Source organism: Algoriphagus limi (genome assembly GCF_024919275.1).
Lineage (GTDB): Bacteria > Bacteroidota > Bacteroidia > Cytophagales > Cyclobacteriaceae > Algoriphagus > Algoriphagus limi.
The window spans coordinates 1,085,809-1,106,770 of sequence record NZ_JANWGH010000001.1 but is presented as its reverse complement, the minus strand read 5'-3'; the positions used below and the strand labels follow the sequence as shown (position 1 = coordinate 1,106,770).

General features: G+C 40.1%; 16 protein-coding genes. 4 read left to right on the top strand and 12 right to left on the bottom strand.

Features of this window, described 5'->3' with window-relative positions; genetic code table 11:
- Positions 1 to 115: 115 nt before the first annotated feature.
- Positions 116 to 964, bottom strand: a complete 849-nt coding sequence (locus NY014_RS04800) for a 3-keto-disaccharide hydrolase (protein WP_259413408.1) — start codon at positions 962 to 964, stop codon at positions 116 to 118.
- Complete coding sequence (locus NY014_RS04795) at positions 961 to 1,773, bottom strand: endonuclease/exonuclease/phosphatase family protein (protein WP_259413407.1); 813 nt, start codon at positions 1,771 to 1,773, stop codon at positions 961 to 963. Before NY014_RS04795 ends, NY014_RS04800 begins: the two co-directional genes overlap by 4 nt.
- A gap of 49 nt (positions 1,774 to 1,822) precedes the next feature.
- Between NY014_RS04795 and NY014_RS04790 the strand changes: the two genes are divergently transcribed.
- Both NY014_RS04790 and NY014_RS04785 read left to right on the top strand, forming a co-directional pair.
- Positions 1,823 to 3,454, top strand: coding sequence for an AsmA family protein (locus NY014_RS04790; RefSeq protein WP_259413406.1), 1,632 nt, complete (start codon positions 1,823 to 1,825; stop codon positions 3,452 to 3,454).
- An 80-nt stretch (positions 3,455 to 3,534) separates the two neighbouring features.
- Positions 3,535 to 5,793 (top strand): helix-turn-helix domain-containing protein, encoded by a 2,259-nt coding sequence (locus NY014_RS04785; protein WP_259413405.1) that lies wholly within the window; start codon positions 3,535 to 3,537, stop codon positions 5,791 to 5,793.
- Between the two features lie 31 nt (positions 5,794 to 5,824).
- Here NY014_RS04785 and NY014_RS04780 read toward each other — a convergent pair whose 3' ends face one another.
- Complete coding sequence (locus NY014_RS04780) at positions 5,825 to 7,465, bottom strand: carboxylesterase/lipase family protein (RefSeq protein WP_259413404.1); 1,641 nt, start codon at positions 7,463 to 7,465, stop codon at positions 5,825 to 5,827.
- A gap of 87 nt (positions 7,466 to 7,552) precedes the next feature.
- Here NY014_RS04780 and NY014_RS04775 point away from each other — a divergent pair, with 87 nt between their 5' ends.
- Positions 7,553 to 8,257 carry an NUDIX hydrolase gene (locus NY014_RS04775; protein WP_259413403.1) on the top strand — a complete coding sequence of 235 codons (705 nt, stop codon included), beginning with the start codon at positions 7,553 to 7,555 and terminating at the stop codon, positions 8,255 to 8,257.
- Positions 8,258 to 8,260: 3 nt separating this feature from the next.
- Here NY014_RS04775 and NY014_RS04770 read toward each other — a convergent pair whose 3' ends face one another.
- The 9 genes from NY014_RS04770 to NY014_RS04730 all read right to left on the bottom strand — a co-directional run bounded on the left by NY014_RS04770 (position 8,261) and on the right by NY014_RS04730 (position 19,646).
- The gene (locus NY014_RS04770) at positions 8,261 to 9,781 is read right to left on the bottom strand and encodes a M20/M25/M40 family metallo-hydrolase (RefSeq protein WP_259413402.1); all 1,521 of its coding nucleotides are present in this window, start codon (positions 9,779 to 9,781) and stop codon (positions 8,261 to 8,263) included.
- Between the two features lie 210 nt (positions 9,782 to 9,991).
- Entirely contained in the window at positions 9,992 to 10,924 is a 933-nt protein-coding gene (locus tag NY014_RS04765; protein WP_259413401.1) for a UDP-glucuronic acid decarboxylase family protein, read from the bottom strand.
- Positions 10,925 to 11,000: 76 nt separating this feature from the next.
- Positions 11,001 to 12,776, bottom strand: coding sequence for an acyl-CoA dehydrogenase family protein (locus tag NY014_RS04760; protein ID WP_259413400.1), 1,776 nt, complete (start codon positions 12,774 to 12,776; stop codon positions 11,001 to 11,003).
- Between the two features lie 11 nt (positions 12,777 to 12,787).
- Positions 12,788 to 13,339, bottom strand: coding sequence for a sugar O-acetyltransferase (locus NY014_RS04755; protein WP_259413399.1), 552 nt, complete (start codon positions 13,337 to 13,339; stop codon positions 12,788 to 12,790).
- Positions 13,332 to 14,510, bottom strand: coding sequence for a mannonate dehydratase (uxuA, locus tag NY014_RS04750; RefSeq protein WP_259413398.1), 1,179 nt, complete (start codon positions 14,508 to 14,510; stop codon positions 13,332 to 13,334). The genes NY014_RS04755 and uxuA overlap by 8 nt, the downstream gene beginning before the upstream one ends.
- 24 nt (positions 14,511 to 14,534) lie before the next feature.
- Complete coding sequence (locus tag NY014_RS04745; RefSeq protein WP_259413396.1) at positions 14,535 to 15,353, bottom strand: SDR family oxidoreductase; 819 nt, start codon at positions 15,351 to 15,353, stop codon at positions 14,535 to 14,537.
- A 2-nt stretch (positions 15,354 to 15,355) separates the two neighbouring features.
- Complete coding sequence (uxaC, locus tag NY014_RS04740) at positions 15,356 to 16,795, bottom strand: glucuronate isomerase (RefSeq protein ID WP_259413395.1); 1,440 nt, start codon at positions 16,793 to 16,795, stop codon at positions 15,356 to 15,358.
- Positions 16,796 to 16,899: 104 nt separating this feature from the next.
- A complete protein-coding gene (locus tag NY014_RS04735; protein WP_259413394.1) occupies positions 16,900 to 18,249 on the bottom strand; it encodes a Gfo/Idh/MocA family protein in 1,350 nt (449 codons plus the stop codon).
- An 11-nt stretch (positions 18,250 to 18,260) separates the two neighbouring features.
- On the bottom strand, positions 18,261 to 19,646 hold the full coding sequence (locus NY014_RS04730) for a 3-keto-disaccharide hydrolase (RefSeq protein ID WP_259413393.1): 1,386 nt from the start codon (positions 19,644 to 19,646) through the stop codon (positions 18,261 to 18,263).
- Between the two features lie 158 nt (positions 19,647 to 19,804).
- On the opposite strand from NY014_RS04730, the gene NY014_RS04725 reads away from it, so the two are divergent.
- The gene (locus tag NY014_RS04725) at positions 19,805 to 20,962 is read left to right on the top strand and encodes a THUMP domain-containing class I SAM-dependent RNA methyltransferase (protein WP_259413392.1); all 1,158 of its coding nucleotides are present in this window, start codon (positions 19,805 to 19,807) and stop codon (positions 20,960 to 20,962) included.

Sequence of the window (20,962 nt, the reverse complement as noted above, 5' to 3'; positions counted from 1 at the left end):
TTTCAGGCTAAAAATTTTCAATCGCTAAAAACAAATTTTAAAAAATGGGGCCTTTAATTCTTTGAATAATCTAATTGTAAATTAGAATTTGATAATACGTGATTATTTTTTGGCATCATTTCAAAGTTTTTATTGATAATGCCCGATTAACCAATTCCTTCATTTTTTCTCGGTCATTTTTGAAGGCAGATAGGTCTAAAACAGCAACTCTTCTGAAATCAATGGGATGGCTTTCGCTTTGCAAGGCAATGTATCCTGATTCCAATAGTTTTCCATCTTGCTTAATAAGAGAATCCACAGGGTTGACCATCCCTCCTCCAATTTGAGGTTGGAAGTAGGTGAATACTGTATCTCTTCCTACCATATGGTGAACTTCTTCTGAGCCGAGTACAATGAAGTTTGCCTGAACCCATTGATCTCCATGATAGGTTTTGGAATTTGAATTGATGCAATGAGGGGTAAATAGTGTATCAGCCAAAACTACATTAGTTCCCGGAGTACAGAGATTGCAAGTAGTTCTTTTGTCTTTCCCATTTCCTCCAAGGAACTGACCTTCGATGGAAATAGGGAAATCCTGATCTTTCAACATTGTTTCAGGGTCTTGTGAATGAAGCATGGCTCCACTATTCCGCCAAGCCCATCCTTCACCTTCAGGTGCCTGCTCCCCAATAAATCGGTATTCTACCTGTAGCAGGTAATAGGAGAAAGGCTCCTTGAAGAAAATATGACCATATTGCTGATCAAATGCTTCGTATTCATCATACCGAACGCTAAGTAATCCATCTTCCACCCGAAAGGTGTTTCCAAAATTTTCGTCTAAATCATGATTTCGGATTTTTATCCGCCAATCTTGAAGATCTTTTCCATTAAAGAGTTGAATCCACTCAATTTCTGTTTCCTTTTCGGTTTTAGAACAGGCAAATGCTAACAATCCCAAAGCAACCGTGGCAAGAGTCTTTTTCATGGAGTGATTAATTTTAATTCTACAAGGACTGGAAAATGATCTGAATAGGGGACGTGAATAACTTGATAACCTATAAGTTCGAAGTGATTTTTTGAAAACCACACATAATCAATCCTGCCTTCATCGGTAGCTGACTGATAAGTAGAAGATTCATCTTTTGCTATTTTTGCTGCATCTTTCCAGTTAGCTTTAATTAACTGATATTCATTGTCCTGTGGGGTAAAATTTAAATCACCCATCCAAATAATTGGATTGCTTTTGCTTTCGGCAAAACCCAAGATTTCTTGGACTTGGGCTATTCGATTTTCTTGAAACTGATGGCAAAGATGAGTACCCCCAATCCATATATTTTTCTCGCCTATTTTCAAGGAAGTCCAGGCTGCAGCTCGCGGCTCTCCGCCAGCAGGAATTGGTAAATTTTGATGGATAAAATATTCTGCTTTTTTCACGAGTAAACCCTCACCATAGCCTCCTTCGGAGTAATCCATAGCTTTCGCAAAGTATCCATCCATTCCTGTTTTCTTTGCTAATTCATCGACGAGATTTACTTTTCTCCCATACAAATTCGCTGATCTTACCGTCATACTATCAACTTCTTGAAGGGCTATAATATCAGGGTCTAATTCATTAAGGAGAATGGCAATCGAGTCCAAATTAGTCTTCCCAGGAGTGAAAGGATCTTCTCCATGGTAAATATTATATGTCAGAATCTTTATGGTTTGATCTTGGGCCATAAGAGGAGAAAATGATCCGATAATGATTAAGGAAATTAAAAATGCATTCTTCAAAATTGGTAAAAGGGCCTTCATCTCTATGATTTATAGCTTGCTTTTATAAATATCTCATTAAATTTTATCCATGAAAAGAATTCTTTTTGGTCTTGGCATTTTCTTAATTCTGTTAGTAGGTGCAGGTTTTTATATTTCTTCTAACATCAGTGAGCGCATACAAGCTGAGATCAATAAAAATCCTGACCGATCTTATGATTTAAATTTTGAAGAAATCCATGTGAGCCTTTTGAGGCAAAGAGTTCAATTGGATAAGATTACCATCGTTCCTTTAAAAGAGGATGAATCTTCCTCAATTCGTGGAAGTTTGGAAAAAATCCTTTTGAAAGACTTTCATATTTGGGATTATTTCTCCTCCAAGGAATTGGTAATTGGAGATGTTATTCTATATGACCCGGTTTTTCAACTAACACTAAAAGACCAGCAATCTCAAGGTAAAAAAGGCTCTCATGCATTTCAATCTATTTTCGAGGATATTGTTAGGAGGGGAGAGATTGAAAATTTTCAGGTGATTAATGGAAAAGCGGATTTGTTTAATGGAGAAGAAGAACTAGTAAGAATCGGAGGTTTTACTGATTTGGAGGTTTCAGCTAGCGGTTTGAAGACTGATAGGAGGATTCTGACTCATATTGTTCCTTTTGAATTGGATGAGATAAAAACCAGTTTGAAAAACCTGGAATTAGACTTGAGGGATGAAAAAAAGCTTCGAATCGGGGCCATGAGTTTTGATTTACTGGAGCAATCAATTCAGGTTGAGAATGTATCCCTTCATTATGCAGATGACTTGATTGATGTTTCTAATCGATTGGTACACCAAGAAGACTTGTTGAATTTTGACTTGAAAAGTTTGAAGCTAGAGGGCATTGATGCCAATAGTGATCTTTATGGGCAGTGGTCCGCAATTGCTAAAAAATTAACCTTGGATAGTCTGGTTTTTGTGGATTTGAGAAATAAAAACAAATCCCGACCGGTAGAATCCACCAAAAAGTTATTTGCTGGCTTAATGGCGAGTATTCCTTTTCCGGTGGATTTAGATACCGTTCTGATTCAAAATAGTCGATTGGATTATTTGGAAGTAGGAAGTGGAAAGGAATCTCCAGGCTTGATTCGATTTGATAATTTGAATGCCCGAATCGAGGGATTTGTGACCGTTGATTCTCTTCGAAAACAAAAGGAAATGAAGGTTTTTCTCCAATCGGATTTTATGGGGCATACGCCTTTAAATGCTGAGATTAGGGTGCCCTATGACAAAGAAGCCTTTTGGTTGAATTTAACCCTGTCTCCCTTAGCTTTAAACAAACTATCTGAGGTGACAGAGCCACTTGCAGGTGTTAAGATTAACTCAGGACAGCTCCATAAATTTGAGCTTCAAATGCAGGCAAATGAGTATGTGGCTCAAAACACTCTAACCTTTGATTATGAGGATTTTCACATTGAAGTTGAGAAAAAAGGTGAATCAGGGGGCGCAAATAAGATGGCAACATTTGCAGGGAATATCGCCTTAAGAACATCCAATTTGCCAGAAGCTAAAAGTTATAGAAAAGCTTCTTACCAATCTACCAGAAATGTATACCGAGGTCCTTTCAATTTTATTTGGGAAACCTGTAAAGCTGGAGTTTCGGAAATCATGCCCTCAGGTGTTGCTAGGATTTTTTTAAAAAGCCCGGAAGAGAAAAATTCGAAGAAGAATTCCAGAAAATAGAAATCTAATTTTTTTCAAAAGATTCTCTTTGTGTCCAACTTTAGTTGGTAAGTCAGATTACTTCGTTTTACATTAGTTGTATGAATGATTTTTCAGGAGATAAACTAAAATTAGCCGCTCAATTTATCAACCAAACAGCTGCCCCGATTTTTCTCACAGGCAAGGCTGGGACAGGAAAGACAACTTTTCTAAGGGAACTTGCCAATCATACTTACAAAAATTACATCGTAGTAGCTCCAACAGGTATAGCCGCCTTGCATGCCAAAGGGGTGACGATTCATTCTCAATTTTTACTGCCATTAGGAAGTTTCTTGCCAGTCAGAGAGCCCGAAGGGAATTTTACCGATCAACATGGATTTTATACTCAAAGTACATTAGCAAGAAAGCATCCTTTAAATCAAGTTAGGAAGAGCGTTCTTCGATCATTAGATCTTTTAGTTATTGATGAGGTGAGTATGTTGCGGGCGGATGTCCTTGATGCGATTGATTACAGAATGAAAAGTGTCAAGGGGAATTTCCGAGAGCCTTTTGGTGGAGTACAAGTTTTACTCATAGGAGATTTGTATCAATTACCACCCATTGTTAGAGATCAAGAATGGCAGATTCTTCGAAAATTCTATCAGTCCATGCATTTTTTTGAGGCCAAGGCCCTTCAGCAATCCGGTATGGTATATCTTGAATTGGATAAAATTTTTCGGCAGGAAGACGATGAATTTATCCAAGTGCTTAATCACTTGCGGGAAAACCAAGTGACTGCGGATGATATCAAGCTTTTGAATAAGCATTTTAAATCCGAAAAGGAAATTCAATCCATAAACGATTGCATTACACTTACCACACATAATTACAAGGCGGATCAGATTAACTCTCGAGAGCTACAAAATTTGCCAGGAGGGTCCTCCTTTTACTCAGCTGAGATTTGGGGTGATTTCCCAGAGTCATTGTTTCCAATCCCTGAAAAACTGGAATTGCGTGAGGGTGCAAGGATCATGTTTATAAAAAATGACAGCTCGGGAATGGGATTGTATTTTAATGGAAAACTGGCTACGGTTACCGCTTTGGATGATGATTCAATCACCGTCAAAATGGATGGAGACCGTGGGCAGTTTTCACTTCGCAAAGAAATCTGGGAAAATAAAAAATATGTAATCAATCCCACCACCAAGGAATTGGATGAGGAAGTTGTTGGGACTTTCAGTCATTATCCTGTCAAACTAGCCTGGGCGGTGACAGTCCATAAAAGTCAGGGTTTGACCTTTGACAAAGCAATCATTGACGTGGGAGAGGCCTTTGCTCCAGGACAGGTTTATGTGGCACTCAGCCGTTTGAGGAGTTTGGATGGACTAATTCTTCGAAGTAGGGTCCAAACTGATTTGTTGTTTTCTGATCGTGCTGTTGTTGACTTTTCGGTTTCTGCCAAAGCTCAAAAGAGGCTAAATGAATTGTTGGAAATTCATCGGGACCGGTACCTTCAAAAAATCATTCAAGAGACCTTCGATTTTGAGCCATTGCTAAAAGAATTGGCTTATTTCCAAAAAGAGCATGAGTCCAGTTTTGAGTTTGAGGAGGAAAAGATGCAGGAAACGATTCCTTGGATTAAAGAGCAGATTCAAGCTGAGTTAGTGAATTCCAGTCGCTTTCAAAATCAACTTTTACATCTGCTTTCTTCCGGAAGCAAAGAGTTTCTCCTAGAGCGGATTCAAAAGGGATCGGATTATTATGATGAAAAGCTTTTAAAGATATTAAAGAGGTTGATCGAGCAAATGGCGATGGTTTCCCATTTTTCTAAAACCAAAAAGTACCTTCAGGGCTTGGAATCGCTTGAGCAGTTAATTTTCCAAAAAATCGCACAAATCAAGAAAATCAAGTTGATTTTGGAAGAGCTTTTGTCAGGTGCTGTCATTTCAAACATGGAAGGAATTGACCGGGATTTGTTAAAAGTCAGAAAGAAATATGTAGAACAAGCAAAAGTTGATGCAGCTGAAAGGCTTCGAGAGATCAAATCCAAAACCGGCAAAAGAAAAGCAGGAAGTGCAAATCCAAAAAGACAAAAAGGTGATTCGCTCGAATTGACAATGGAGCTCTTCGAGTCTGGAAAATCCATTCCCGAAATAGCTTTGGAAAGAGGGCTTGCAGAATCAACCATCAAATCTCATTTAGCGGAGGGAATTGCTTTTGGAAGAATAGATTTAGAAGATTGCCTGCCTGCTGAGGTAATTCTGGAAATCTTAAGTAGTTCGGAAAAATTTAAAGGAATAAAGGAATTGCGGGACCATTTTAAGGGAAAATATGATTATGGAACTTTGAAAATGGTCTTTGCTGGAACCAGGAATACCTAAAAAAAGGAGCTCCAAAGCTCCTTTTTTAAAATTACTTCACATTTCCATAGAAGCGGTCATGGAAATGGTATCGTTCTTCAACGGTGGATTTTTCTAATTTAGTTTCCACGTCAATATTGATGAAACTTGGTGTGCTAGAATTCTTTTCTACCTTTTCCCATTTTGGTAGATTCTCACCATTTGGATTTCCTGTTTTAATGAAGTTGGCAAAATAATTTTGGAAGGTTTCTGAAACGATATAGTCTTCTTTTTCCCAAGCATAATCCTTTACAATCGGAAGATTCCCCATTGCATACTCAATCTCACAGGCATGTGGCGCACCAATAGCTTTAGGCGCTTCCTGCCCATTTCTTTCCATAGTTCCTCCGGCTAATCCAGGCATGAGGTTAGCATCTCTTAATGGAGGTCGTAATTTGCTGTAGAGGTAACGATAAACAGCTTGATCAGAATTTTTTGAATGAAGGTCTAGCCATTTCCAAGTGCTGTAGGCAATAAATCTGTCTGAGGCTAGATCCGTAGCTGATTGCTCTACTTCTTGAACTGTTTCATTTGGATGAAGAGCTAAAACCTCTTCCCAATTTTCAGGATAAACTTCTTTCACTTTTTGGATAAAGGCTTCTTTGGTGTAAGGCTTTCCCTGCATAAAAGCCATTCCAGGAATTTCTGCTGAATTCCAGCCTGCGAGCAATGGAACTTGTGCTTGTTCTCCAGATTCAAAAATTTCAGGGAGGGTTTTAGGAAGGAAGTATCCATCAATCACTACAGGAAAGCCGAATCTTCCTGATTCCTGATAGATTTCATACAATTCCTGTGTTGAAAGACTTCTCAATTCAGCGATAGAAGAAACTCCCGCTTTTTCTGCGAATTCCTTTCCAGTAGCCTCCGCTTCTTTCAAAGAAACCGGGGCTAGGGTAGGGTTGATGCCCGCACCACTTTCACCAATCGCTCCAGCAATTAAGTCTCTGGAAAGAGGAGAAGCCATTTGATAACTTACAGATATGGATCCGGCAGATTCACCTGCAATGGTTACTTTTTTAGGATCGCCTCCAAAAGAAGCAATATTGTCCTGAACCCATTTTAAGGCTAGACTTTGATCCATTAGGCCATAATTTCCTGAACCTTTATAGTCAGTTTCAGCTGATAATTCCGGATGAGCAAAGAAACCAAATAGCCCCAATCGGTAATTTACTGTCACGGCTACAATTCCTTTTTGAGCCATGCTTTCCCCATCATATCGGGGCTCGCTTCCGTCACCCGCTACAAATCCACCGCCATAGAAATAAACCAAAACTGGAAGTCCAGATTCATTTCTTTTGGCAGGACTCCAGACATTCAAATAGAGGCAGTCCTCACTGATTCCATCTGATCTGAAATTCATATCTCCAAAAATGGGTGCCTGAATTGCTCTTGGTCCAAAAGCTTTTGTTTCTTTTACGCCGTCCCAATTCTTCGCTGGCAATGGAGCTTTCCAGCGTAATGGGCCTATTGGAGCCTGTCCGTAAGGGATTCCAAAATATTTTTGAACCCCTGTTTTGGTATCATAAATTCCTTCAATTGTACCTGTCTGTATGCTTTTTTGAACAGGAAATCCATTATTACCTTGACTAAAGCTTTGAAAATGAAGAGTCATTTGCGAAAGTGTGAGGATAAACACTAAGATTGTCTTTCTCATCCTTGCTGAGTTTATTGTTTCTGATTGAAACAATAGTAATTGCATTTTGTCTGAAATCCTATTTATTTGAAGAAATTTTCAAATTTCATGACCTTGAATACATCGGGATATCTCCCGCATATAGCATATGATTCTGTGATCTTTGGGTTTTCAGGTGAAAAGCTGAAAATTCTTCTGATTGAATACCACAATACAGGTTGGTTGGCTCTTCCAGGTGGATTTGTCAAGGTAAATGAGCCTCTTGATGAGGCTGTTAAGCGAGGGCTTCGCGAACGAACAGGTTTAGATCAGATATTTTTAGAGCAGTTTTACACCTTTGGATCTTTGGAGCGTGTGAAGCCTGAGATTATGAAAAAAATCCTGACAGCTCACGATAAAGATATTTCCGATGATCATTGGTTATTGGATCGTTTTATTTCGGTTGGGTACTATGCCTTGATTGATTATGATAAGGTTGAGCCCACGCCAGATGCTTTGTCAGATTCTATCAATTGGTATGATGTAGATCAGATCCCTGAACTATTATTTGATCATAATTTTATTGTAAAAAAGGCACTCGATCATCTCCGGACCCATCTTGATGAAAAACTGCTTTCGGTAAACTTACTTCCCGAGCGCTTCACTATGAAGGAATTACAGCAGGTGTATGAAGCGATTTTAGGAGAAAAACTAAACCGAGCAAATTTCCAAAGAAAGATGCTCAGTTTAGGAATTTTGGATAGACACGAGAAGCTTTATTCTGGAGGTTCGCACAAAGCTCCTTATCTCTACAGTATCAAGAAAAAAGGATAAGCTCTAGTTTAAGGGCTCTGTCAAAACGCTCATAATCGTCTGAATCCCCTCTTTATAATTGCCCAGCCTGATGTTTTCATTAGGACTGTGTTGGTTATTGTCTGAGTTGACTGTAGGGATTGTCACAGCTGGGATGTTAAGTGCGTCCACAAATGGTGAAATTGGAATACTTCCTCCTGAAATTCTGATTTGAACAGGTTCTTCCTCAAAAGCACGATACATTGCCGAACGCAGCCATTCTCCAGCAGGTGATTCCATGGAAGTTCGGAAAGCTTGATAAGAAATTTTGCTCTCCAATTTCACGATTTTTGGATATTTCATCCGCTCCTCATCGCTCGGATCATGATCCAAGATTTGAAATCTCTGCTTCTCAATGTGACTTCTGATCAAACTAAAAAGCCTCTCTGGATCTGATTCTGGAACCAAACGGATGTCTAACTCTGCCAAGGCTGTTGCAGGTACAATTGTACGAGCTTCTGGGCCTACCCAAGCAGATTCCATCCCTCGAATATTCAAGGAAGGATATTGAATACTTTCTTGATAAGTGTTACCTACTTGATCTGTCCGGCCTATTCCCAATCGCGTTTGAATGGTTTGTTCATCATCAGGTACAGCTTCCAAAATGGCTTTTTCTTTCTCCGTAAATTCAATTCCATCATAATATCCTGGAATACTAACCCTTCCATTTTCATCTTTCATGCTTGCCAAAAGTTGAGCAAGTAAAAAGGCAGGATTTGGAGCATAATTTCCAAAATGTCCACTATGCTGAGGAAGCCTAGGACCATAGGTGGTTAGGGTCATTTCGGCTATTCCTCTTGCCCCATAAGTCAAGGTAGGTTGATTAGAAATATGGCGAGGACCATCCATAATGAGCATGATGTCGGCTTCTAGTTTGTCTTTGTAGTCCAATACAGCTTTTGGAAGCCTCGGAGAACCTTGTTCTTCTTCAAAGTCCAAGATGATTTTTATAGAATAATCTGGCTCACTATTTTTCTCTACGAGCGCATCCCAGGCAGTTAAAAACATGGCAAAGGGACCTTTGTCATCAGAAGTAGAGCGGGCAAAAATTCGCCATTCCGGATTGTACTCATTCTCTAGTCTTTCGATCTCAATAGTTTTCCATTCTCCATTTGCATCCCTTTCCTTCAAGACTGCTTGGTATGGATCCGGCTGATTCCATTTGCTTCTGTCCACAGCCTGTCCATCAATATGAAAATAGAAGAGTATGGTTTTATTCGCGTTTGGATTTACTTTTTGTGCCAATAGGATAGGAATACCTCCGGTTTCCAACCTTTCGGAGGACCAATTTCTATTTGAAAACTGTTCTTCGCACCAGTTGATATTAGCTTCGATTTGTTCAGGATAAACCGCATCGTTTGGGATCTTGACAATTTCTTCCAAAAGGCTTAAACCATGTTGCCAATATTCATCTGTCCAAGATTCCAAAATCTCTTTGGAAGGGACAGTTTGTGAAAATCCTATAGAAGAGATAAGGAATAGAAAGAGGGAAATCAGTTTTTTCATCTGATTAATGTTTAATGATTAAATAAAATCTCGCAAAGCTTTTTACCTCTTGATAATTCGGTTTTATCTAGCTCGATTTTATTGGTGATAATTTTTGGAAATTATAAAAAATCAAAGCTTGCTACAAAATGATTTATTCAGAAGGAAAATGAATTCACAAAAAAATCCTGACTCTTTCGAAGCAGGATTTAGTATCTGAATCTTTGAGAATTAAATAATCCCTTTGAAGTAATCAATTGTCTTGATAAGTCCTTCTCGTAATGGAATAGTAGGCTCCCAACCCAATTCTTTTTTAGCCAAATCTATCACTGGCTTTCTCTGCATAGGATCATCCTGAGGTAGAGGAAGGAATTTAAGTTTGCTCTTACTTTCTGTAAGTTCAATTACAAGATTAGCTAATTCCAGCATGGTGAATTCACCGGGATTACCAATATTCACTGGGCCTGTAAAACCATCTCTGGAATTCATCAATCGATACATTCCTTCGATCAAGTCATCTACATAGCAGAAAGATCGGGTTTGCTTCCCATCTCCATAAATTGTGATATCTTCTCCTTTTAGTGCCTGAACTATGAAATTGCTGACTACTCGACCATCATTCGGATGCATCCTAGGACCATAGGTATTGAAAATTCGCATAACCTTGATGGCTACTCCATGCTGTCTGTGATAGTCAAAAAATAATGTCTCTGCACATCGCTTACCTTCATCATAGCAGGCTCTTGGACCTAGGGTATTCACATTACCTCGATAAGATTCCGGTTGAGGATGGATTTCTGGATCTCCATAAACTTCAGAGGTACTGGCTTGAAGTACCTTGATTTTAAGACGCTTTGCTAATCCAAGCATATTCATTGCACCAATGACCGAAGTTTTGGTTGTTTGCACCGGGTCAAATTGATAATGAATAGGAGAGGCAGGACAAGCTAGATTATAAATCTCATCTACTTCTACAAAAAGCGGATGAGTAATATCGTGTCTTAGAAGTTCGAAGTTTTTATTATCCAAAAGATGGTGGATGTTTCTTCGATTACCGGTAAAAAAATTATCCACACAAAGTACTTCGTTTCCTTCTTGGAGCAATCGCTCACAAAGGTGGCTTCCTAGAAAACCTCCACCACCACTTACTAAAATTCGTTTCATTAAATTCTTCTCTTCAAAATTTTCTCTCCAAAATAAATAAATGTTTTCTAAATAAGGGAATCATATTCGCGATAAGTCAAAACCAATAATCCCGCATATCTAGAGTAGGATATGATGCGGAATGTATCCTTTTTGAAATTGCGGAAATTTTCGGGCTTTCATATTCCATGAAATACCGAGCAGTTTCAATTTTTCCCGAGAAAAAAGCCGTGTTGGCATTTTCTTTCTTGAGGTTGATATAAGCTATATGTGCCTGCCTTATCCACATCCATCCTACACAAATGATTCCGCATAATTCCAAGAAAAGCGTAGCATCGGCAAGGAATTTTTCAGGTCCTTCTTGAGCTTTTTGGAGAATTGTAGCAGCAGCATTTTGTCCTTCTTTCCAAGCTTCATCGAATGCGGCTCTTATATCTTCAGGGCCTTCATATTTTGCTAAGTCCTCCTCAATGTATTGGTAGAGGACTTCCCAGCCCAATCCATCGTTTAGGAAGATTTTTCTTCCCAAAAGATCCAATCCATGTATGCCGGTAGTTCCCTCATGAATCGGGTGAATTCTGGCCTCCCGGTAATACTGCTCCACTGGAAAATCTTGTGTATATCCAGCACCTCCCAAAACTTGTACGGCAGCTGAGGTACTCAGTATCCCCATTTCGGATGGATAGCTCTTGGCTATCGGAGTCAATAACTCTAATAATGCATGCTTTTGCTTTTTGGTAACTAGGTCTGACTCATGGACGGATTCATCCATCAATTTGGAACTGAAAAGTAAAAGAGCAAGTGAACCTTCGGAAATGCTTTTTTGAAATAAGAGCATTCGCTTGACATCCGCATGCTGAATGATAGGGATTTGGGGTTTGGAAAGGTCTTTTTCAGAAAGTTTTCTTCCCTGAGGTCTTTCTTTTGCATAGGCAAGTGATGATTGAAACGCAGCTTGAGCTATTGCTACTGCATTCATGCCAACTCCAATTCTAGCCTCATTCATCATTTGAAACATGTATTTCAGGCCATGATTTTCTTCACCAACCAAATACCCAATTGCTCCTTTTTCAGAACCAATCATCAGATGAGCAATAGGAGCTCCTTTGTAACCCATTTTGTGGTATAAGCCTTCGGTGAAAACCTCATTAGCCTCTCCGGTTTCCGGGATGATTTTGGGCACTACAAATAATGAAATACCTTTCGTGCCAGCAGGAGCTCCTTCGATTCTAGCAAGCATTAAATGGATGATGTTTTCGCAGGCATCATGATCTCCACAGGAAATGTAGATTTTTTGTCCTTTGATTCGGTAAACTCCTGAATCGGATGTGGGATAAGCAGTAGTAGTTAAATCAGAAAGGGAACTCCCAGCATCAGGTTCTGTCAAGGCCATAGTCCCTTGCCAAGCTCCGTTATACATGGAAGGAGTGAAGCGTTGAATTAACTCATTGCTTCCAAAAGTTCGAATGAGATTAGCCGCCCCTGTGGTGAGAAAGGGAAAAACCGAGGCTGAATAATTTGCGGCTTGTAAAATGTAGCCGGCTGCCAAATGAATTGTCCAAGGTAATTGCTGCCCTCCTTCTTCGTATGGGAAAGTTGCATTTATCCAACCATCCTGACCGAATTGCTGCACAATGGCTTTCATTCCGGGATGAATTTTAATTTGACCGTTTTCAAGAATAGGTTCTTGTCGGTCCATTTCAGTCAATAAAGGTCGGAGGGATTTATTGGCAATTTGCTCGGCTGCATCCAAAACCAACTCAAATGTTTCCTGATTGTGGTCTCGGAAAAATGGATAACGATTGAGGTCTTCTACTCCTAAATGCTCGAAAAGCTGGAAAAACAGGTCTTTTTTTGAATAAAATGGAGTCATTTCAGAATGAATTAAAGTTCTCGAATAATTTTCCCCGGATTTCCACCTACAATTACATCTGACGGGACATCCTTTGTGACAACTGTACCGGCAGCAATAATCGACCGATCGCCTATTTTTACTCCAGGACAGATTATACTCCCTCCTCCGATCCAAACATCTGAACCTACTTCAATTTCTTTCCCAAATTCCCAAAGCTCTCCTCGGGTTTTGGCATCAATGGGGTGGGTGGCCGGATAAAACTGAACATTTGGACCAACTAAAACCCGATCCCCAAAGCTGACCGAGACCACATCCAAAATCACACAGTTGAAATTAAAATAGACATTGTCTCCACAGCTGATATTGTATCCATAATCGCAATAGAAGGGAGGCTCTATCCAGAGATTTTTGCCAGTTTTTCCCAATAACTCCTCAAGAATACTTTTTCGCAATTCTTTTTCTTCGGGATCAGTATGGTTAAACCTTTTGAGAAGTTTTCGTGCCTGAGTTCGCTCTGCTTCTAAAACAGGATCGCCAGCTTGATATAATTGGCCGGCGATCATTTTTTCTTTTTCAGTCATTTGATTTTAGGTAAAGGATTGCTTCCTCAATTCCTCTTATTTCTGCCAATCCCTTCAATCTACCAATTGCAGAATAGCCTGGATTGGTTTTTTTTCCTAGATCATCCAGCATTTGATGACCATGATCAGGACGCATAGGAATTCGCTTTCCACGTTTTTCCTGAACTTTTAGCAATTCATGAACGACCGCAGCCATGGGCACGTCTCCATCTAGGTGGTTGTCTTCCATGAAATTTCCTTCAGCATCGCGCTTGGTACTTCTTAAGTGTATAAAGTTGATGTGATCGCCAAATTCTCGAATCATGGCCACGAGATCGTTATCAGGACGAACCCCATAGCTACCTGTACAAAAGCAAAGCCCATTATGGGGACTTGGGTTGTCTTGAATTATTCTCCTTACATCTGCCGCAGTAGATACAATTCGGGGAAGACCATAAAGAGAAAATGGAGGGTCGTCGGGATGAATAGTTAGATAAACTCCTACTTCCTCAGCGACTGGTACTACAGCATCAAGAAAAAGCCGTAAGTGTTCTTGAAGTTTATTGGTATCGATCCCATCATAGGTTTTGAGCATCTCACGGAATTCATCCAAAGTGTAACCAATCTCCGAGCCAGGAAGGCCTTTCAAAATATTATCGATGATTAATTGCTTTTTCTCGGGAGTCAATGCATCATAATAGGCCTTCAGTTCTTTAATTTCTTCTTGGCTATATTCTTCAAATGCCTCAGGTCGTTGGAGGATAAAAAGATCGAAAGCTTCCACTGCTTTTTTCTCATAGAATAAAGCTTTGGCCCCATTAGGTAGTTCTTTGTACAACTCCGTTCTAGTCCAGTCTAGAATAGGCATGAAATTATAGCAGACCGTGAAAATCCCTTCAGAAGCTAAATTCCGTATGGTTTGCTTATAGTTTTCGATCAATTGGGCATAATCTCCAGATCGAATTTTTATTTGTTCATGGACAGGAACGGACTCTACAACCGACCAAGTCAGGCCTGCATCCTCGATTATCTGTTTTCGTTTTTGGATTTTATCAATAGGCCAAACTTCTCCATTTGGGATGTGATGAAGTGCCGTTACTACTCCGGTAGCTCCTGATTGTCTGATATCCCGAAGGCTGACAGGATCATTTGGTCCGTACCAGCGCATGGTTTGTTCCATTCTTGGTGTCATATAATTTTTGTTTGGCAAAATGATCTACACGCCTGAATAAGCACTAAAACCTCCATCTACTTCCACAATGGTTCCTGTGACAAATGCTGAAGCATCGGAGCAAAGCCATTGAACGGCACCCAACAAATCTTCAGGCTTTCCAAAGCGATTCATGGGAGTATGGGTAATTATTTGATTCCCTCGGCTTGTTAAAGATCCATCTGCTTCAGTGAGCAAGCTTCTGTTTTGTTCGGTTAGGAAAAAGCCCGGTGCCAATGCATTCACTCGAAATGCGGGGCCGTGCTTAGTGGTAAGTTCTACTGCAAGCCACTTGGTGAAATTATCGATAGCAGCTTTGGCAGAAGCATATCCCATAACCCGGGTCATAGGCCGGGATGCTGCCATCGAACTGATGTTTAAAATGTTTCCACTTTTGTTTTTAAGCATCAAAGGGAGCAGAGCTTTTATTGGTAATACCGATCCAAGATAATTCAAATCCATTACCTGTTTTAAAGCTGAGAGGTCTAAATCCAGAAAATCCTGATCCGGTCGAATTACTGCTCCCGGCATATTTCCTCCTGCAGCATTAATCAAAACATCAATGGAGCCATGATCTGCTTCAATTTGACTTGCAGCATGGGAAACGCTCTCCCAATCAGTGACATCGCAAGTATATCCAGAAGCTTTCCCTCCGGAATTCTGAATATCCTCGATAAGCTGTTGGATCTTAGAAGCATTTCTGCCCAGAATCACCAATTCAGCTCCTTCTGCTGCTAAATGTAGGCTGATGGCTTTTCCTAAAACACCTGTGGCACCGGAAAATGCGATCCGTTTGTTTGTAAGGTCAAATAATTTAGAGCTCATGGTCAAACTTGGAAATTATCAGGTGAAAAGTCAAAGTAATTTTTTGCATTGAAATAGCAGATATCTGATACAATTTTGCCTAGCCATTTTTCGTCAGCAGGTAAAAGACCTTTTTGAACATCAGCTCCGATTAGATTGCAGAGAATTCTTCGAAAATATTCATGTCTTGGAAAGGAGAGGAAGCTTCGTGAATCAGTCAACATGCCAATAAAGCAGGATAATAAACTCATATTGGAAAGGGCATTCAGCTGTTTTTCCATCCCGTCAATTTGATCCAAATACCACCAACCTGAGCCGAATTGGAGTTTTCCTTTTACGCTGCCGTCATTGAAATTTCCGGTCATTGTTGCAAAAACCTCATTATCTCTTGGATTCAGGTTGTAGAGAATGGTTTTGCATAGCTGATCGCTTTGATCCAAGGAATTCAAAAAACCAGCTAAAGCCTTTGCCTGATCAAAATCTCCAATTGAATCATAACCCGTATCCGGTCCAAGCTCTGCAAGTTTTCGGGTATTCGTATTTCGAATGGCTCCCAAGTGAAACTGCTGGACCCAACCTCTTGAATGGTATTCTTTACAAAGGGCTTGAAGGGTTTTAAACTTGAAAAATTGAATTTCTCTAGTAGTTAAATTTTTCTTGGAATGAACTCTTTTAAATAACTCTTCGATATTGAATTCATTTTTTTCAAAGAAATACAATTGCTCCAAGCCGTGATCTGCCAATCTACAGCCTGACTGATGGAAAAACTCAATTCTTTTACAGAGTGCACCTAGCAGGTCTTCAAAACTTTGAATGGAAATAGAAGATACTTGCTCCAGCTTAGCTAGATATTCCGTGTAGGTCTCAGGATTCTCCGCCGCAAAGGCTTTATCCGGTCGGAAAGCCGGAAACATAAGTAGTTTGGATTCTCCTAAATGGAATTTTCGATGATCTTCCAAAGAGTCGATTGGATCATCGGTGGTGCATACCACTTCCACTTTCATTTTTTTCAGAAGCCCTTGAGTTCGAAATTCCTCTTTGGACAAATTTTTATTACATGCATCGTAAATAGTAGAAGCGCTTTTCACTGTAAGGTATTCTTCTATTCCGAAGTAGCGCTGTAATTCTAAATGAGTCCAATGGTAAAGTGGATTCCTAACGGTGTAGGGCACAGTGAATGCCCATTTTTCAAATTTTTCCTTATCAGAGGCCTCCCCAGTGATATATTTTTCAGATACCCCAAGTGTTCGCATTGCTCTCCATTTATAGTGATCTCCCGCTAGCCATGCTTGAGAAATAGTTTCAAACTGCCGATTGGAACGAATCTCACCAGGAGGGAGATGGTTGTGGTAATCTATGATAGGAAGATCTTTGGCGTAATCATGATACAGCGTTTTCGCAAACTCCGATTGAAGCAAAAAATCCTCTGTAATAAAAGGTTTTTGGGATGAGGTGTAACTCATAAGTAATTACTTTTTGATGAGTTAGATCAAATTTTTGCTAACTCAATTAAACTAAATGGGATTCAAAAAAGGCCGTTTTCTCATTCGAATACGGCCTCTCTTCTTTAGACTTTCGGAGGTTCCCAGCCTTTTTCATATTCTCGAGACCAAAGTTCCATTGCTTTTTTGGAGTTGGTAATTCGGCCACTGGAACTGTCGCAAGCTAGAGTTTCGCCTGTTCGGTAAGAGATATTAGCAAGATGGCAAAGCAAGGTGCTGATTGCTCCTTCTTCAATATTAGAATTCTGTTTCTCTAATCCTCTGACAGCATTGAAGAAATTGACCACATGGCGAGTGCTCATGTCACCGCCACCTCCTAAAGCAGTTCCTGCTTCATTTCCAGCTGAAGAGCTGTCTTTGATTAGTTTTCCGCTTCGATCATAATGTTTGTACCCGTTTCGATTGACGAATACACTGCCTTCGGAGCCAAAGATGATAGTCCCACGGTCTGCTCCGTAGGTGTTGTAATTGTTTCGGCTTTTGCCATCCCAAACGATGGTTGAACCATTGGAGAATTTGAAGGTGGCTTCCATGGTATCATACATGGTCCATCCATCATCTACGAAGTGATATTTTCCTGCGTCAACCATCACATGGCTTGGATAGCTGACTCCCAAAGCCCAGCGGGCAACATCCAATTCATGGGTGGCATTATTCCCTGTTTCCGCTGTACCATAATCCCATCCATACCAATGCCAATTGTAGTCCCAAGTGTCATGCATGTAGGGTTTACGAGGAGCCGGTCCCTGGAAAAGTTCCCAATCCAATCCTTCTGGGATTGGTGCTGGAGATGGATTCACAACTCTTCCTCTTGCGTTGCTGTAAAAGGCAACCGCCTTGTATGTCTTTCCTATTGCGCCGTCATGAATTGCTTTTATGATTTCCCGACTTTCCGGAGCAGACCGCTGTTGGTTACCCATCTGGACAACTTTCCCATATTTTTTCTGAAGAGCAATCAAAAGTTCCCCTTCTCGAGGATTATGAGAACAAGGCTTTTCTACATAGACATGCTTTCCATGACCTAAAGCAAGCCAGGTTCCTGGAGCATGCCAATGGTCTGGAGTTGCATTTATTAAAACATCTAAGTCTTTGTCCTCTAATACTTTGAGTATACTTTTTTCAAGCTTAGGTTGATAGTCTAAGTGATTAGAGAAATTCTCCGCAGCACGAGTCAATTGCTTGTCCATAACGTCACAGAGATAGAGAAGTTGGACATTACTAGACTTCAATCCTATAGGCTCATAAAAAGCTCCAAGTCTTCTTCCCAACCCGGCAATGGCCACATTCAAACGATCATTGGCACCGAGGATTCTACCATAGGATTTGGCTGAAAAACCAATAGCTCCTAAAGCAGATACTCCGATTCCTGCTGCTGTACTTTTTTTAATAAAGGTTCTTCTGGATTGCTTGCTCATGATTTGCCAGGTTAGTTAAGGGTTTTGATTTTAATGTTTTTGAAGCTGACTTGATCGCCATGATCTTGAAGTAGAATATGTCCTTCCGGGGCCTCTCCAAAGTTCTCCCAAATTTTGTATTTTGAGATGGCTACCAAATCTCTAAATTCCTGTGAACCTCTGACATATTCGAGAACTTTTACTCCATTTAAATAATGCTCCACCTTGTTGTCAGGTTGCACGACAATTCTTCCCTTATTCCACTCACCAGGAGGTTTGATGAACCGACTTTGCTTTTGCGCCGGAATTAGATCATATAGGGATGAGAGCGTACGGTTGCCATCTCTTCCCATCTTTGCATCTGGGTGCTTTTCATCATCCAAAATTTGATATTCTAAGCCGATTGCAGAACCTGAATTATTTTCACTCAAAGTGACGAAATATTTCACCCCACTATTTGCACCTTCAGACATATTAAATTCAAAGGCTAGATCAAAGGCACTGAATTCTTCTTTCGTGACAATGTCACCTGCGAAGGTTGATTCTCCACCACCAGATGATGCAATTGATAAAATGCCATCGGAAACGCTCCATCCAAAATCAGGGAAAGTTTCTTTATAGGCACCTACCCATCCTTCAGAGTCTCTTCCGTTGAAAAGTAATCTCCATCCATGGGCGATTTCGTAATCTGTCAATTCATTTTTTCGATTATTGACAACGAAGATGTCTTCATTGAAGGGCTGAGGATCAAGGTTCACGGTTTTGATTCGAATGTTTCTGAAATAAGTTTTTCTCCCAGCATCCTCTGGATTTTGGATGCTATGAACTTGAAGACCTATGAATCCATTTTGGTCCATATCATCCACAACATAGGCTACTTCCTGGCCATTTACCCAGGTTTTGATTTCATCACCAATTACCTCAATTCGGTATTGATTATACTCTCCAAGTTTGAATCCTGACTTTGCTTTTGGATTTAAGTCCAAAGGATATAACCAACCACGTCGAGCTTCATCATATACACCTCCAGACCAGGCTCGATCTGTCGGGTCGGCTTCTATCTGGTATCCATAAACCAAACCTTTTCCATCTCTAGCAGCAGGGTCGAATTGGCCTCTAGCCATGATTCCTGAATTGGAGGAAATGTGTTCAACTTTCAGTTCAAGCTCTAGTATAAAGTCCCCAAACATCTCTTCTGTAATCAAAAAAGTATTCGGAGAACCCTCTACTGCCGTTCCGATTATTTCACCATTTTCAACAGAAAAGGAAGCGTCTCCAGCAACTGCCTTCCAACCTGTAAGATCTTCTCCATTAAATAATGGCTTCCATCCATCCGATTGTTCTTCTTTTTGACTTTGACAGGATCCAAGGAAAATTAAGGATAAAAACAAGGAAACAAGAAATCGCATCTGTTTCATGAAGTGTGGGTTTTAAGGGTTTATTTATCGGTTGATTCTAGGTAAATATTGCCTAGCAATACAATCTCAAGATAAGGAATCGAAAGCGATCTTTCCATAATAAATTCTTTAAATGGACTGATAGAAAATTTTTTCTATTGAAATCTCTACTTTTGCGCATGCTTGATTTCAACGAACGAAGAACGGTATTCGTAACCTGCAAGGACCGTTCGGTTCCATACTTGGAGCAGGAAATACGAGATCTAGGTTTTTTTCCCGAAAAAATCCATCGCACTGGGGTAGAACTAAAGGCTTCTTTGGAAGATTGTATGGATTTAAATCTTCATCTGCGAACGGCATCTCAGGTTTTATTTGAAATTCGATCCATTTATTTGAGAAATGCCTCAGATATCTATCGTCGAATCAAAGCTTTGCCATGGGAGGAATTTTTGGACGTAGACGGGTATTTTTCTGTCAATTCTGTGGTTGAAAACGAATCGGTAAGCACCCCTTTAATTGTCAATGTGAAGGTAAAAGATGCTATCGTTGATCGTTTTCGGGAAAAGTTTGGAAGAAGACCTGATTCAGGTTCAGAGTACAGAGGACTGGTTATTCAGGTTTACTGGAAAGATACTCACGCTCAAATCTACTTGAATACCACTGGGGAAACTCTAGCGAAGCATGGCTATCGAAAGATTCCAGGTAAGGCTCCCATGATGGAGGATTTGGCAGCGGCAACGATTTATGCGACTGAATGGAATAAACGCGTTCCATTTATCAATCCCATGTGTGGATCTGGGACCTTAGCTATAGAAGCTGCTCTTATGGCATCCAATAGGTATCCGGGACTTTTCCGGGATCATTATGCATTTATGGATATTCTGGGTTATCCATCAGAGGCCTATGAAGCTAAAATGCGTAAGCTTCGTAATAAGATAATAGAAAATCCAGGAGTAAAAATTGTTGCTTCAGACATCTCATTGCAGGCCATTACATTTGCGAGGGAAAATGCCGCTATAGCTGAAGTGGAAGACTTGATAGATTTTCAGGTTTGTGATTTTGCAGAAACAGAAATGCCAGATAAGCCAAAAGGTGTCATCATGTTTAACCCGGAATATGGAGAGCGCTTAGGAGAAGTGGAGGAGTTGGCTGAGACCTACAAGCGGATTGGTGATTTTTTAAAGCAAAAATGTGCAGGCTATCGCGGGTATATTTTTACTGGAAATTTGGAGCTTGCCAAAAAAGTAGGATTAAGAGCAAGTCGGAGAATTGAATTTTGGAATGGTACCATTGATTGCCGACTTCTGAAATATGAGCTATACGAAGGAAAAAAATAA

Coding starts and splice junctions, on each gene's coding strand:
- NY014_RS04800 (WP_259413408.1), bottom strand. CDS start 964: ATGAAAAAGACTCTTGCCACGGTTGCTTTGGGATTGTTAGCATTTGCC.
- NY014_RS04795 (WP_259413407.1), bottom strand. CDS start 1,773: ATGAAGGCCCTTTTACCAATTTTGAAGAATGCATTTTTAATTTCCTTA.
- NY014_RS04790 (WP_259413406.1), top strand. CDS start 1,823: ATGAAAAGAATTCTTTTTGGTCTTGGCATTTTCTTAATTCTGTTAGTA.
- NY014_RS04785 (WP_259413405.1), top strand. CDS start 3,535: ATGAATGATTTTTCAGGAGATAAACTAAAATTAGCCGCTCAATTTATC.
- NY014_RS04780 (WP_259413404.1), bottom strand. CDS start 7,465: ATGAGAAAGACAATCTTAGTGTTTATCCTCACACTTTCGCAAATGACT.
- NY014_RS04775 (WP_259413403.1), top strand. CDS start 7,553: ATGACCTTGAATACATCGGGATATCTCCCGCATATAGCATATGATTCT.
- NY014_RS04770 (WP_259413402.1), bottom strand. CDS start 9,781: ATGAAAAAACTGATTTCCCTCTTTCTATTCCTTATCTCTTCTATAGGA.
- NY014_RS04765 (WP_259413401.1), bottom strand. CDS start 10,924: ATGAAACGAATTTTAGTAAGTGGTGGTGGAGGTTTTCTAGGAAGCCAC.
- NY014_RS04760 (WP_259413400.1), bottom strand. CDS start 12,776: ATGACTCCATTTTATTCAAAAAAAGACCTGTTTTTCCAGCTTTTCGAG.
- NY014_RS04755 (WP_259413399.1), bottom strand. CDS start 13,339: ATGACTGAAAAAGAAAAAATGATCGCCGGCCAATTATATCAAGCTGGC.
- uxuA (WP_259413398.1), bottom strand. CDS start 14,510: ATGACACCAAGAATGGAACAAACCATGCGCTGGTACGGACCAAATGAT.
- NY014_RS04745 (WP_259413396.1), bottom strand. CDS start 15,353: ATGAGCTCTAAATTATTTGACCTTACAAACAAACGGATCGCATTTTCC.
- uxaC (WP_259413395.1), bottom strand. CDS start 16,795: ATGAGTTACACCTCATCCCAAAAACCTTTTATTACAGAGGATTTTTTG.
- NY014_RS04735 (WP_259413394.1), bottom strand. CDS start 18,249: ATGAGCAAGCAATCCAGAAGAACCTTTATTAAAAAAAGTACAGCAGCA.
- NY014_RS04730 (WP_259413393.1), bottom strand. CDS start 19,646: ATGAAACAGATGCGATTTCTTGTTTCCTTGTTTTTATCCTTAATTTTC.
- NY014_RS04725 (WP_259413392.1), top strand. CDS start 19,805: ATGCTTGATTTCAACGAACGAAGAACGGTATTCGTAACCTGCAAGGAC.